Source organism: Gemmatirosa kalamazoonensis (genome assembly GCF_000522985.1).
Classification (GTDB): Bacteria; Gemmatimonadota; Gemmatimonadetes; order Gemmatimonadales; family Gemmatimonadaceae; genus Gemmatirosa; species Gemmatirosa kalamazoonensis.
This window is the reverse complement of the sequence record NZ_CP007128.1, coordinates 3,854,504-3,867,499: the sequence shown is the minus strand read 5'-3', so window position 1 is coordinate 3,867,499 and position 12,996 is coordinate 3,854,504. Positions and strand designations below refer to the sequence as shown.

At 71.8% G+C, this 12,996-nt stretch carries 13 protein-coding genes; 10 read left to right on the top strand and 3 right to left on the bottom strand.

The features are described from left to right. Positions 1–82: 82 nt before the first annotated feature. From J421_RS16810 to J421_RS16780, 7 genes are all read left to right on the top strand, one after another. Entirely contained in the window at positions 83–2,173 is a 2,091-nt protein-coding gene (locus J421_RS16810) for a RecQ family ATP-dependent DNA helicase (protein WP_158508819.1), read from the top strand. Positions 2,174–2,326: 153 nt separating this feature from the next. Beyond that, a complete protein-coding gene (locus tag J421_RS16805; protein ID WP_343123354.1) occupies positions 2,327–3,532 on the top strand; it encodes an acyl-CoA dehydrogenase family protein in 1,206 nt (401 codons plus the stop codon). After that, entirely contained in the window at positions 3,529–4,083 is a 555-nt protein-coding gene (locus J421_RS16800; RefSeq protein WP_025412342.1) for a methyltransferase family protein, read from the top strand. Before J421_RS16805 ends, J421_RS16800 begins: the two co-directional genes overlap by 4 nt. 473 nt (positions 4,084–4,556) lie before the next feature. Further along, complete coding sequence (locus J421_RS16795; protein ID WP_025412341.1) at positions 4,557–6,110, top strand: Rne/Rng family ribonuclease; 1,554 nt, start codon at positions 4,557–4,559, stop codon at positions 6,108–6,110. Positions 6,111–6,184: 74 nt separating this feature from the next. Next, complete coding sequence (rplU, locus tag J421_RS16790; RefSeq protein ID WP_025412340.1) at positions 6,185–6,502, top strand: 50S ribosomal protein L21; 318 nt, start codon at positions 6,185–6,187, stop codon at positions 6,500–6,502. Positions 6,503–6,517: 15 nt separating this feature from the next. Then, positions 6,518–6,829, top strand: a complete 312-nt coding sequence (gene rpmA / locus J421_RS16785) for a 50S ribosomal protein L27 (protein ID WP_025412339.1) — start codon at positions 6,518–6,520, stop codon at positions 6,827–6,829. A 129-nt stretch (positions 6,830–6,958) separates the two neighbouring features. Next, positions 6,959–7,360 (top strand): hypothetical protein, encoded by a 402-nt coding sequence (locus J421_RS16780; protein WP_025412338.1) that lies wholly within the window; start codon positions 6,959–6,961, stop codon positions 7,358–7,360. 87 nt (positions 7,361–7,447) lie between these two features. Here J421_RS16780 and J421_RS16775 read toward each other — a convergent pair whose 3' ends face one another. From J421_RS16775 to J421_RS16765, 3 genes are all read right to left on the bottom strand, one after another. Then, positions 7,448–8,740 carry an amidohydrolase family protein gene (locus tag J421_RS16775; protein WP_104022726.1) on the bottom strand — a complete coding sequence of 431 codons (1,293 nt, stop codon included), beginning with the start codon at positions 8,738–8,740 and terminating at the stop codon, positions 7,448–7,450. Between the two features lie 2 nt (positions 8,741–8,742). Next, a complete protein-coding gene (locus tag J421_RS16770) occupies positions 8,743–10,254 on the bottom strand; it encodes an amidohydrolase (RefSeq protein WP_025412336.1) in 1,512 nt (503 codons plus the stop codon). Between the two features lie 138 nt (positions 10,255–10,392). After that, positions 10,393–11,097 (bottom strand): glycerophosphodiester phosphodiesterase, encoded by a 705-nt coding sequence (locus J421_RS16765; protein WP_104022725.1) that lies wholly within the window; start codon positions 11,095–11,097, stop codon positions 10,393–10,395. Positions 11,098–11,189: 92 nt separating this feature from the next. On the opposite strand from J421_RS16765, the gene J421_RS16760 reads away from it, so the two are divergent. From J421_RS16760 to J421_RS16750, 3 genes are read left to right on the top strand one after another with little or no spacing between them, the layout of a single operon-like run. Further along, positions 11,190–11,744, top strand: a complete 555-nt coding sequence (locus J421_RS16760) for an RNA polymerase sigma factor (protein ID WP_025412334.1) — start codon at positions 11,190–11,192, stop codon at positions 11,742–11,744. Then, the gene (locus tag J421_RS16755; protein ID WP_025412333.1) at positions 11,737–12,423 is read left to right on the top strand and encodes a zf-HC2 domain-containing protein; all 687 of its coding nucleotides are present in this window, start codon (positions 11,737–11,739) and stop codon (positions 12,421–12,423) included. Before J421_RS16760 ends, J421_RS16755 begins: the two co-directional genes overlap by 8 nt. Continuing rightward, positions 12,420–12,935, top strand: a complete 516-nt coding sequence (locus J421_RS16750) for a Spy/CpxP family protein refolding chaperone (protein ID WP_025412332.1) — start codon at positions 12,420–12,422, stop codon at positions 12,933–12,935. Before J421_RS16755 ends, J421_RS16750 begins: the two co-directional genes overlap by 4 nt. Positions 12,936–12,996: the final 61 nt, after the last annotated feature.

Sequence of the window (12,996 nt, the reverse complement as noted above, 5' to 3'; positions counted from 1 at the left end):
GGCGCGCGGTGCACGTCCGCGTCGGAATGATGCGCGCGCCGGCGGCCGTCGGCGTATCGTGTGCGTCATGGAGACGCTCGCCGTGACCACGCCCACCCTCGCCGACGCGCGCCGCGTCCTGCGCCGCAGCTTCGGCTACGAGAGCTTCCGACTCGGACAGGAGCGCGCGATCGAGGCCGTGTTCGCCGGCCGCGACACGCTCGTCATCATGCCAACGGGCGGCGGCAAGTCGCTCTGCTATCAGGTGCCGGCGCTGCTGCTGCCGGGCCTCACCGTCGTCGTCTCGCCGCTGATCTCGCTCATGAAGGACCAGGTCGACGCGCTCACCGCGCGCGGCCTGCCGGCGGCGTTCGTGAACAGCACGCTCACGTCGTCGCAGGCGAACGAGCGATTCCAACGTGCCGCGCGTGGTGACCTCAAGCTGCTCTACGTCGCCCCCGAGCGGTTCGACTTCGGCAACACCGCGGACCGCCTGCGCGAGATGGGCGTCTCGCTGCTCGCCGTCGACGAAGCGCACTGCATCAGCGAGTGGGGGCACGACTTCCGGCCGAGCTATCTGCGCATGCGCTCCGTGCGCGAGCGGCTCGGCGATCCCGTCACGATCGCGCTCACCGCGACGGCGACGCCCGAGGTGCGCGACGACATCGCGCTGCAGCTGCACCTGCGCGATCCCGAGCGCATCGTCACGGGCTTCGACCGGCGCAACCTGCACTATCACGTGCTCGCGGTGAAGAACGACGCCGAGAAGGACGCGGGCCTCGTGCAGGTGCTCGACCGCAATCCCGGGCAGGCGATCGTCTACGCCGCCACGCGCAAGTCGGTGGAGCGCGTGCAGGCCACGTTGCAGCGCGCGAAGGTGGCGAGCGTCGCGTACCACGCGGGTCTCGACGACGCGCACCGCCACGAGGTGCAGGACGCGTTCATGAACGAGGACGTGCGCGCGATCGTGGCGACGAACGCGTTCGGCATGGGCATCGACAAGCCGAACGTGCGCCTCGTCGTGCACCACGCGATGCCCGGCTCGCTGGAGGCGTACTATCAGGAGGCCGGACGCGCCGGACGCGACGGCAATCCGTCCGAGGTGTTCCTGCTGCACTCGTTCCCCGACCGCTTCACGCACGAGTTCTTCATCAAGGGCTCGTACCCGGAGCGGACGCTGGTCGAGCAGGTCTACGGCCGGCTGCAGCGCGACGCCGACCGCGCGGGCCTCGTCACCGCGGGGCCGCAGGACATCGCGCTCGCGCTGCCGGGGAAGGTGAGCGCGCGCGAGGTGGAGAGCGCGCTCCGCGTGCTGTCGCAGGGCGAGGCGCTGCGGAGCGAGAACGAGTCCATGTCGCGGGTGTCCGTCAGGCTCCTCGCGACGCCCGAGCGCATCAAGCGCGAGCTGTCGGGCGACTACAACCAGGGGCGCGAGCTGCTGCGCGCGCTCTGGCGCGTCGCCGGCAAGCAGCTCGAGACCGGCGCCGTGATCGATCTCGACGGGCTGCCGCCGGGCTTCGGCGGCGGCATGGGCGCCATGCCGCTGCTCGAGGATCTGCAGTCGCGCCAGTTCGTCGAGTTCGAGCGCGCCGGCGGCGGCACGCGCCTCACCGATCCGCGTCGCCCGCTCGCGCGTTTCCCGATCGACTGGACGCAGCTCGACCGACGCCGCCGCGCCGAGATGTCGAAGCTCGACGCGATGCAGCGGTATGCCTACCACACCGGGTGCCGCCGTCAGTTCGTGCTGCGCTACTTCGGCGACGCGGCCGCCGGCAAGACGGCCATGAACTGCGGCGGCTGCGACAACTGCCTCGGCATCAAGCACGAGCTGAACGAGCCCGTCGCCGCGTCGACGCGCGCGCGCAAGCCGTCGGGTGGCACGCGCGCCGACCGCACGGAGCGGCTGCAGAAGGCCGCCGCCCAGCGCGAGGACCCGGCGGAGCTGGCTGTCGGGCCGGAGGATGCCGGGCTGTTCGCCGGGCTGCGCGCGCTGCGCAGCGAGATCGCGCGTGCCGAGCAAGTGCCCGCGTACGTGGTGTTCCCCGACCGCACGCTGGCGGAGCTCGCGGTGCGCCGTCCGCGCACGCTCGCCGCGATGAGCGCCATCCGCGGCGTCGGCCCGGCGAAGCTCGAGAAGTACGGCGAGCGCTTCCTCGACGCGATCCGCAACGCCGCTTCGGTCGACGCTGCTTAGTCGGGACCCGGGACTCGGGACTCGGGACTCGGGGAGGATGGCTCGCTGCGCTCGCTTTCTTTCGTGAAGGCACGAGCGGAGCGAGTGCCCTCCGCCCCGAGTCCCGAGTCCCGAGTCCCGAGTCCCGATTAGCTTTCCGGCATGGACGACACCCTGTACTTCACCGAGCAGCACCACGCCGTGCGCGAGATGGTCCGCGCGTTCGCGCAGACCGAGGTCGCGCCGGTGGCCGCGCACTTCGACGAGGAAGCGAAGTTCCCGTGGGAGAACGTGCGCCGCATGGGGGAGCTCGGACTCCTCGGCATCCCGTGGTCCGAGGAGCTCGGCGGGGCCGGCTTCGATCTCACGAGCTACATCATCGCCATCTACGAGATGGCAAAGGTCGACGCGTCCCACGCCATCACCATCTCCGCGCACACGACGCTCGGCACGTCGCCGATCGTCTACTTCGGCACGCCCGAGCAGCGGCGTCGCTTCGTGCCGCTCCTCGCGAGCGGCAAGGTGCTCGGCGGGTTCGGGCTGACCGAGCCGGACGCGGGCAGCGACGCGGGCGGCACGCGCACCCGCGCCGTGCGGAAGAACGGCCACTACGTCCTGAACGGCACGAAGCGGTTCATCACCCACGGCTCCGTCGGCGAGATCTTCGTCGTCACCGCGGTGACCGACCCGGGCAAGGGCACGAAAGGGATCAGTTCATTCATCCTGACGAAGGAGACGTCGGACCTCGACGCGGCGCGCCGCGTCGGCATCGGCCACGACGACTCGCTGCGGCCGCTCCCCGGGTTCCGCGCCGGCAAGAAGGAGGACAAGCTCGGGTGGCGCGCGTCCGACACGGCGGAGCTGATCTTCGAGGACGTCGAGGTGCCCGAGGAGAACCTGCTCGGCGAGGAGGGGCTCGGCTTCATCAACTTCATGCGCACGCTCGACTCGGGGCGCATCGGCATTGCCGCGCTGTCGCTCGGCCTGGCCGAGGGCGCGTTCGAGGCGTCGCTGCGCTACAGCACGGAGCGCAAGCAGTTCGGGCAGGCCATCGTGAACTTCCAGGGCGTGTCGTTCCCGCTCGCCGACATGGCTACCGAGATCGAGGCCGGGAAGCACCTGCTGTTCGCCGCCACGCGTCTCGCGCAGGAAGGGCGTCCGTTCGGCAAGGAGGCGGCGATGGCGAAGCTGTTCTGCTCCGAGCTGTCGATGCGCGCGACGCTGAAGGCCATCCAGATCCACGGCGGCTACGGGTACACGAAGGACTATCCGGTCGAGCGGATGATGCGCGACGCGAAGATCTGCGAGATCGGCGAGGGGACGAGCGAGGTCCAGCGCCTCGTCATCTCGCGGCACCTGCTGCGGGAGCTCGCCGATTGAGCGAGCGTGGCGTCTGGGTCCAGAAGTGGCGCGTCCCGATCGGGTTCGTCGTCGCCGGGCTGTATCTGTTCTTCGCTCGGCCGCGGCCGACCACCCTGGTGCTCGGCGGGGCCATCGCGCTCGTGGGGGTCCTGATCCGCGCCTGGGCCGCGGGTCACATCGTGAAGAACGACCGGCTGGCGACGACCGGCCCGTACGCGCACACGCGCAACCCGCTGTACTTCGGGAGCTTCCTCATCGCGTGCGGGTTCGCGCTCATCGCGAGCCCGTGGTTCCTGATCGCGGTGGCCGTGTTCTGGGCGATGGTGTACGGGCCGACCATTCGCCGGGAACGCGAGCATGTCAGCGCGCTCTATCCCGACGCGTACGCCGAGTGGGCGCGCCACGTCCCGAGCTTCGTGCCGCGTCCGCTGCCCTGGCGCGACGGCAACGAGGGCGAGGCGAGCCCGTTCGACCTCGGCCTCTATCTGCGCCATCGCGAGTGGCAGGCGGGGCTCGTCTACGTCGTCGCGATGGCGTGGCTGTACTTCCGGATGGTTCGGGGGTTCTGAGCGACGCGAGGAATCGCGCCGAGTGACGGGTGTTGCACGGCGCATTCGTTGCGGTGGGCACGGGGCTGCCGTAACGTTGTCCCCAGGCACGGGTTCCACGTGCCATGAGCGGCGCGCGCCGAGCGACTCCGGAGCGCTGCCCGCCACCCGCGCCGGCTCGGGTCATCCTGAAGGAAGCGAAGGACCTGCCGGGCGCGCCGCCACCCCTCCGCACGCGATGCACGCACTCGCTCGCACGTACCCCCGCGTTCATTCGGGGCGCCCGCACTCGTTCCGCCGGTCTGGCGTGAGCGAGCCGCGGTCGACCGCCCCGGCGGGACCCGCGTGGACGAGCGAGGCGGACCGGCGGTGGTCCACCGAATGCCGCGCCGCGACCCAGCACGAGGCTGGATCGCCGGGCGCCCCCACCTCTACGAGCCATCCCGCCGCAAGCCGCGCCGAGTCGCCGCGGCGCCCGCGCGGGGTGCGTCGTGATGAAGCGAGACATTCTCATCAACGCCGGCGCGCGGGAGACCCGCGTCGCCATCCTGGAGGACGACCAGCTCGTCGAGCTGCTGGTTGAGCGTCCGGACAGTCGCCGCATGGTCGGCGACATCTACCTCGGCAAGGTCGAGGCGGTGCTGCCGGGCATCCAGGCCGCCTTCGTCAACATCGGCACCGAGAAGGCCGCCTTCCTCCACGCCTCGGACCTCGTGTACGACGAGGGCGGGGACCCGGAAGAGCCGGACGACGACGACGACTCCGACGAGTCGTCGAGCCGCGCGTCCAAGCGACGGGCCGCCGCGCCGTCCATCGAGGAGGTCCTGAAGAAGGGCCAGGACCTGCTCGTCCAGGTCTCCAAGGAGCCGATCTCCACGAAGGGGCCGCGGGTCACCGCGCAGATCTCCCTCGCCGGCCGGTTCATCGTCTACATGCCGTCCGCGTCCCGGGTCGGCGTGAGCCGGAAGATCTCCGACCGGGAGGAGCGCCGCCGCCTGAAGGAGCTGGTCGGCGCCGTGCTCCCGGACGACGCCGGCGGTGTCATCGTCCGCACGGTGAGCGAGGACGCGACCCAGGAGACGTTCCGGCGCGAGCTGGAGACGCTCATGAACACCTGGAAGCGCATCGTGCGGAAGAAGCGCTTCATGCGCGCCCCGGCGCTCATCCACCGCGAGACGAACATGACGCGCGGGCTCATGCGCGACCTGTTCAGCGACAAGGTCGAGTCGCTCGTCGTCGACTCGCGGCAGGTGCACGGGGAGATCCTGGAGTACCTGAACGGGATCGCGCCCGAGCTCGGCAACCGGGTGAAGCTCTACGAGGAGTCGACCCCGCTGTTCGACAAGTACGAGATCGAGACCGAGATCCGCGACCTGTTCAAGCGCCGCTGCGACCTGCCGTCGGGTGGCTACCTGATCATCGAGCAGACCGAGGCGCTCGTGTCCATCGACGTGAACTCGGGGCGGTTCGTCGGCAAGAAGGACCCCGAGAAGACCAGCCTGAAGACGAACACCGAGGCCGCCCGGGAGATCGCCCGGCAGCTCCGGCTGCGCGACGTGGGCGGCATCATCGTCTGCGACTTCATCGACATGGAGGTGCAGGCGAACCGCGACCGGGTGCTCCAGGAGCTCCGGATGCACCTCTCCCGCGACCGGGCCCGCACGAAGGCGTTCGCGGTGAGCGAGCTCGGCCTCGTGGAGATGACCCGGCAGCGCGTACGGCAGAGCCACCTGCAGAACATGACCGAGCCGTGCCCCACGTGTGCCGGCACTGGCCGCGTGTTCACGCCGGAGACGATCCTGCGGCGGATGGAGCGGTCGGTGCGCCGCATGGCGTCGGACGGCCGCAAGGAGAACCTGGTCGTGCGGCTGCACCCGGAGACGGCGCTCCACGTCCTCACGGAGGAGCAGGACCTGCTGCGGAAGCTCGAGAAGTCCGTGGGCTTCTCGTTGGAGCTGCGCGACGATCCGCTGCTTAAGCCCGACGAGTTCAAGTTGGTCGTGAAGGGCGCGGGGCGCGACGTGACGCAGCAGTACGCCGTCGCGTGAATGGGGTCGGTTGACTCCTAAGTCGTGGCTGGATATGATTCTAGGCTGTCACGCCCCACATCCAGGTCCTTCACATGCCTTACGCCATCTTCCGCTCCGGCGGCAAGCAGTTCCGCGCCGAGCCGGGTAAGACGCTCCGCATTCCCAGCCTCCAGGGCGAGGCGGGGACGACCGTGGAGTTCTCCGACGTGCTGCTCGGCTCCGACGGCGACAACGTGCGCCTCGGCGTTCCCACGCTCTCCGGCGCGAAGGTGACGGGCGAGATCGTGAAGCACGGCCTCGGCGACAAGATCGTCGTCTTCAAGTTCAAGCGCCGGAAGAACTACGCCCGCAAGCAGGGGCACCGGCAGGGCTACACCGAAGTCCGCATCAAGGACATCACGCTCGGCTGACGGGGAGCTACCACCATGGCACATAAGAAGGGAGTCGGCTCCTCGAAGAACGGGCGCGACTCGAATCCGAAGTTCCGCGGCATCAAGAAGTTCGGCGGCGAGAAGGTCATCGCCGGTAACATCATCGTGCGCCAGGTCGGCACGGTGTTCCACCCGGGCAAGAACGTCGGACTGGGCCGGGACTACACGATCTACGCGCTCATCGACGGCGTGGTGAAGTTCGAGCACAAGGACAAGTCGCGTCAGCGCGTCAGCGTCTATCCCGCCGAGCAGCCGGCTCCCGTCATGGTCGAGCAGAGCGCGGCGGCGGAGCAGGCGGTCGCCTGACACACGCCCGCTCCGGGTCGATGAGAAGCCTCCGCATCTGCGGGGGCTTCGTCGTTTTCGGGGCGCGCGGCGCAACCCGGCGTCCGGTTTGCGCGTAAGGGGGGCGACCACACCAACGCGAGGCGATCGATGCCGCTCTGGGACAAGGTGAAGCAGGAGCTCGACCGCGCGGGACGCGCGGCGCAGGATGCGCTGGACGAGGGCCGCGTGCGTCTGGAAGCGTTCCGCGCCCGGCAGCACGCCGACCGAGCCGCGCAGGCGCTCGGCTACGCGCTGTTCCGCGCCCGCACTGGCGGCTCCGATCTCGATGCCCAGGCCTACGAGCGGCTCAGCGCCACGCTCGCCCGCCACGAGGCCGAGGCGACGAAGCTCGAGACGCAGCTCGACGATATCCAGGGCCGACGCAAGGCCGGCTACCCCGAGGAGGGACCCGCCGACACGGAGAGCTCCGCCGCCTCGGGTACCACGCCGCCGAGCGAGCCGCCCCCGTCCGCCGACACGGTCTCGCCGACCGATACCGGCCCGACCTGACGAGTCGCACGCGGAGACGCGGAGAACGCGGAACACACCGAAAGCATTTGGTGTGCTCCGCGTTCTCCGCGGCTCCGCGTGCGACGACTATGGCCGATAGTAGCTCGGCGGCACGGTCCGGTAGCGCTGGATGAGCAGGTCCTGCCGCGTCGGCTCGCTGTGCTCGACGCCGCGGATGAAGACGTGCTCGGCGCGCGTGGCGAACTCGAACGGGTCGCCGCTCCACACGACGAGGTTCGCGTCCATCCCGGCCTTCAGCGCGCCGACCCGGTCGGCGACGCCGAAGATCTCCGCTGGGGTGAGCGTCACGGCGCGGAGCGCCTGCTCCCACGCCATGCCGTACGACACCGCGTTGCCCGCCTCGTAGCGGACGTTGCGGACGTTGAACAGCTCCTCGTCGCCGCCCCCGGCGTTGCCGACGAGCGCGACGTTCACCCCTGCCTTCGCGAGCAGCCCGGCGTTCTCCTGCCGCTGGCCGAGCGACGCGAACGAGTCCGGGATGTTGTTCATGGCGCCGGTGAGCACCGGCACCTTCGCCGCCGCGAGGTCCTGCGCCACCTCCCAGGCCTCGGCGCCGCCGGCGATCACGAGCCGCAGGCCGAACTCGCGGCCGAGCCGCAGCACCGCTTGGATGTCGCTCGCGCGGTCGGCCTGCACGATGAGCGGCTCGGTGCCGGCGAGCACCGGCTGGAGCGCCTCGAGATCGGCGCGGCTCGCGAGGTACGTCCGGGTCTGGTTCGACTCGAACTGCGCGCGCCGCCGTCGGTAGTCGCGGGCGTCGCCGAGCAGCTCGCGGAGCTTGAGGAGCAGCTCGCCCCGGGCGCCGACCCCGGCGCCGGCCGCGCTGCCGACCTGCGCCACCATGCCGACGGGTGCCTTGCGCACCATCTCGGTGACAGTGGTGCCGACGAGGTCCACGAACGCGGCCTGTCCGGCGATCAGCCCGTTCCCCGGCGCCACGACGACGCTCGTGATGCCGTCCGCGCGGGCCGGCGGGATGAGCACGTTCGCGGGGTTGAGCCCCTCCCAGATCGTGAAGGCCGCGGCGATCTGGTCGCGGCCGCGCGCGTTCACGTCGCGCGTGTCGCCGTTCGCGCCGATGTCGACGAGGCCGAGCTGCGTCCCGGAGTTGATGAGGCCCGGCGTGACGACCTTACCAGCGGCATCGATGCGCTGCGCGCCGGCCGGTACGGCGACGTTCGCGCCGACGGCGGCGATCTTTCCGTTCGTGATGACGATCGTGCCGTTCTCGATGCGCGGGCCGCTCACCGGGTGGATCGTCGCGCCGGTGATGGCGACGGTCTGCGCGCCTAACGGCGACGCGGCGAGCAGCGTGGCGAGCGCGATCGCGCGGGAGGTCCGACGAGTTGCGTTAGGCATCGTCAGCGCCCTCCCGCCATCGTCGGCACGTAGCCGAGCTCGAAATCGGTGCGCCACTGCTGACGCGGGTCGAGCCGGTCGAACATCATGGCGCCGTCGATCCACACCTTCTCCGGCTTGCTGTACACGCTGAACGGGCTCCCCGACCACAGCACGACGTCCGCGTTCTTGCCGGCCTCGATGGAGCCGACGCGGTCGTCGATGCCGAGGGCCCACGCCGGGTTGATGGTGAGCCACTTGATGGCCATGTCGTCGGTGACGTTGAGACCGATCGCGCGGCCGGCCGCCATCGCCTTCGCGGCCTCCTGATTGAGCCGCTGCTCGCCCGACGCGTCGTCGGAGTGCACGATGGCGCGCGCGCCGGCCGCGTCGACGAGCGGGATGTTCGGCCGCACGGCGTCGGCCGCCTCGAGCTTGAACGCGCCCCAGTCGGCCCACAGCGACGCGCTGATCCCCTCGCGCGCGAGCACGTCGGCGATCTTGTACGCCTCCACGCCGTGGTGGAACGAGCGGATCTTGTACCCGAACTCGTGCGCGATGTCGATCATCTGCATCATCTCGTCGGCGCGATAGCAGTGGTTGTGCACGAGGATGTTGCCGCGCAGCACCTCGGCCAGCGTCTCGAGCCCCAGATCGCGCGCCGGCGGGTCGCCCTGCCGGTTGCCGGCGAGCCACGCGTCCCATCGCCGACGGTAAGCCTCCGCCTGGATCCACGCGGCGCGATACCCGGCGACGTTGCCCATGCGGGTCGACGGGCCGCGGTTCGCGTAGACGCGCTTGGGGTTCTCGCCGCACGCCATCTTCAGCCCGTACTTCGCGCCGGGGAACTTCATCCCCTGCACGGAGCGTGACGGCACGACCTTCAGCACCACGCTGCGTCCGCCGATGAGGTTCGCCGAGCCGGGGAGCACCTGGATGGTGGTGACGCCGCCGGCGAGCGTGCGCGGGAACTGCGCGTCCTGCGGCCACACCGAGTGCTCGACCCACACGTTCGCCGTGACCGGGTTCGTCGCCTCGTTCACGTCGTCGGTCTGCGTGCCGGAGCCGGCGGGCGCCGCGCCCGCACCGATGTGCGAATGGTCGTCGATGATCCCCGGCGTCAGGTACTTGCCAGCGCCGTCGATCACCACGGCGTCGGCGGGTGCGTCGACGCTGGGTCCCACGGCCGCGATCTTCCCGTCGCGCAGCAGCACCGCGCCGCCGCGGATCGTCGGGCCGGCGGCGGTGAGGATGGTGACGTTGCGGATCACCGTCGGCCGCGACGGGAACGGCCGGTACGTGCTCGGGAACGGGTCGGCGTTAGGCAGCGACAGCGCGCCGTCGCCCGGCGGCGTCCGGGCACCCGACGCGGTGGTCGAGGCGTTAGGCGCGCCGGGCGCCGCGTTAGGCGCGGGGCCGGCCGCGGGCTCCGGCGACGGCGTCTGTGCAGGCGTCTGCGCGGGCGTCCGCGGCGCGCAGGCGGAGGCGAGCAGGGCCCCGAGCGCGAGGGCCGGGGCGGGGAGTGAGGTGCGCATCGCGCGGGGGTCCCTCCGGGGTGGTGCGCCGGCCGTCGTGCGCCGACGAGTCGTGGTCGCGGCCGCGGGCGGTCGGCCCCGCGGCGCGCGCGCAATGTAGCGCCGGGGGACGAGCCGCGATGGCGGCTCGCGCACCCCTCACCGCGCGCCGATCACCTCGCGCGCGAGCCGCGAGACGTCCGTGCAGATCCCGTCGACGCCGAGTCGGGTGAGCGCCTCCATGGCGTCGCGGTCGTTCGCGGTCCACGCGATGACGCGGCCGCCCGCGCGGTGCACCTCGGCAACCAGCGCCTCGTCGATCATCCCCCAGTGCTGCCACAGGTCGCGCGCGCCGACCGCGCGCATGGCGCCGACGTTGTCGAGCAGATAGCTGGTCGACAGCACGCCGACCGGGAGCGAGGGCAGGTGCCCGCGGACGCGGTACGGCACGCGATGGTCGAACGAGTGCACCGCCGTCCACGCCTCGCACCCGGCCAGTCGCCCGGCCACCACCGCTTCGGCGGCGGCCGCCTTCACCTCCACGTAGACCGTCGCGCGGCCGTCGACAAGCTCCAGCACCTCGTCGAGCGTCGGAACGCCGACGCCGGGCGCCAGCACGTGCGCCGCGAGCTCGGCGCGGGTCAGCGCCGCGATCGGCCGGCCCAGCAGCGGACTGTCCGGGACCGACGGGCGGCCGAGGTGGGGATCGTGATGGACGACCGGCACGCCGTCGGCCGTGAGGTGCACGTCGAGCTCGATGCCGTCGACCTCCAGGGCGAGCGCGGAACGGAAGCCCGGGAGCGAGTTCTCGGGGTGCTCGCGGGGCAGCCCGCGATGGGCGATGATCTCGGGCCGGCCGGACATGCGGCGCTCGGTGTGCCGGGTGGTCGGGGTGCCGGGTGGAAGGGGGCGGCACGTTAACGTTCCCCGCACCCCTGCGTCTACCTCCACGACCGATGACCGAGGCGCTTCAGAACCACGACGCGGACGACGACGTTCGGCTCCTGGAGCGATACCGGGCGGGGGACGAGCGCGCAGCGACCGAGCTCGTGGCGCGGCACGCGCCGGCGCTGGCCCGGTTCGCGGTCAGCCTCGGCGAGCGGGACGACGTCGAGGAGCTGGTGCAGGACACGTTCGTGCGCGCGTTCGGGGCGCTGGAGTCGTTTCGCGCGGAGAGCTCGCTGCGGACGTGGCTGTTCACGATCGAGCGGCGGCTGATCCTCGACCGGCGACGATCGCTGGCCCGACGGCACGCGCGATTCGAGGGGGGCGAGGCGGACGCGGCGACCGAGCACACGGCGCTCGATCACGTGGTGGCGGAAGAGACGCAACAGCGACTGCAGCGGGCCCTCGATCGCCTGTCGCCGCTCCAGCGGGAGGTCTTCGTTCTGCGGGTAGCCGAGGGGCGGTCGTACAAGGAGATCGCGGAGATCGCGGGCACGACGGAAGGCGCGGCGCGCGTGCACTATCACAACGCCATGCGGGCGATGAAGGAGTTTGTCGATGCGTGAGTGCGAGAACATCGTGGAGCGGCTGCCGGACCTGCTGCACGAGCGGCTGGCGGCGGACGAGCGCGAGCGCGTTCTGTCGCACGTGAGCGCGTGCGAAGACTGCCGGGCCGAGCTCGCGTGGCTGCGGACGACGCGCGATGGGCTCGTCGCCGCCACGCCGCGCATCGACACCGCCGCGATCGCCCGCGCCGTGCACGCGCAGCTCGCCAGCGCGCCGACGCTCCGTCTCGTGACGGACGAGGGCGCACAGCCGATCGCGCACAGCGCGCGTGGCGCGTCGCGCCCGCGGTGGGCCACGACGCGCCTCCGCGCCGCGGCCGCGCTGTTCGTCGTCGCCACCGGGGCGGGCGCGGTGGTCCTGTCGCGCGGCACCGCGGATCGGCCCGCGCCGTCGGTCGGGCAGATCGCCCAGGCGCCGGTGGCCGCGCCGACGACGCCCGCGGCGCCCTCCGCCGACACGGTGACGACGCCCGCTCCGCGCGCGAGCACCGCGTCGCCGAGCCCCGCGCCGCTCACGGTCGCGTCGGTCGAGCCGGCCGCGCCGCTCGGTGCGTCGTTCGCGGATCTGTCGGACGCCGAGCTGGCGGCGGTGATCGCGGCGATCGACGATGAGGGGGGCACGCTGCCGGCCGACCCGGCGCCGACGCCTAACGTCGTGACGCCCGGAGGCGCGCGATGATGCGCGACGCGCGTCGACTCGTGCGGCGCATCGCGCTCGCGGCCGCCGTCGTGGCCACCGCGGCGAGCGCCAACGCCCAACCGCCGCGCGCACCCGGCCGAGCGCCGGCGGGCGCCGGACCGCGGCCGGCGATGGAGCAGCTCGCGCGCGTGGTGCAGCGTCGCCTCGGCCTCACGAGCGATCAGGCGACGCGGCTGCGCGAGACGACGGGGCGGTTCGCCGCGCAGCGCCAGCAGCTCATGGCGCGCGAGCGCGAGACGCGACGCGCGCTGCGGCAGGCCACGGCGGCTGGCGACTCCGCCGACCAGCGTCTGATCGCGCAGCACCTCGACACGCTGCTCCGGCTGCAGCAGCAGCGGATCCAGCTCCTCTCCGACGAGCAGCGCGACCTCGCCGCGTTCCTCACGCCGTATCAGCGCGCCCAGTTCCTGGCGATGCAGGAGCGGGCGTTCCGCGCCGCGCAGCAGCTGCGGCAGCAGCGCGCCGCCCAGCGGGACCGGCCGCTGCCCTGACGCTCACGCTGGGCGTTGAGGCCGCTCGGACCGCGGAGTAGCTTCCGACGCGAAGGCGCGG

What these genes read in the sequence shown, in the direction of transcription:
- J421_RS16795 (WP_025412341.1), top strand. Translation starts at nt 4,557, where the DNA reads ATGAAGCGAGACATTCTCATCAACGCCGGCGCGCGGGAGACCCGCGTC.
- rplU (WP_025412340.1), top strand. Translation starts at nt 6,185, where the DNA reads ATGCCTTACGCCATCTTCCGCTCCGGCGGCAAGCAGTTCCGCGCCGAG.
- rpmA (WP_025412339.1), top strand. Translation starts at nt 6,518, where the DNA reads ATGGCACATAAGAAGGGAGTCGGCTCCTCGAAGAACGGGCGCGACTCG.
- J421_RS16780 (WP_025412338.1), top strand. Translation starts at nt 6,959, where the DNA reads ATGCCGCTCTGGGACAAGGTGAAGCAGGAGCTCGACCGCGCGGGACGC.
- J421_RS16775 (WP_104022726.1), bottom strand. Translation starts at nt 8,740, where the DNA reads ATGCCTAACGCAACTCGTCGGACCTCCCGCGCGATCGCGCTCGCCACG.
- J421_RS16770 (WP_025412336.1), bottom strand. Translation starts at nt 10,254, where the DNA reads ATGCGCACCTCACTCCCCGCCCCGGCCCTCGCGCTCGGGGCCCTGCTC.
- J421_RS16765 (WP_104022725.1), bottom strand. Translation starts at nt 11,097, where the DNA reads ATGTCCGGCCGGCCCGAGATCATCGCCCATCGCGGGCTGCCCCGCGAG.
- J421_RS16760 (WP_025412334.1), top strand. Translation starts at nt 11,190, where the DNA reads ATGACCGAGGCGCTTCAGAACCACGACGCGGACGACGACGTTCGGCTC.
- J421_RS16755 (WP_025412333.1), top strand. Translation starts at nt 11,737, where the DNA reads ATGCGTGAGTGCGAGAACATCGTGGAGCGGCTGCCGGACCTGCTGCAC.
- J421_RS16750 (WP_025412332.1), top strand. Translation starts at nt 12,420, where the DNA reads ATGATGCGCGACGCGCGTCGACTCGTGCGGCGCATCGCGCTCGCGGCC.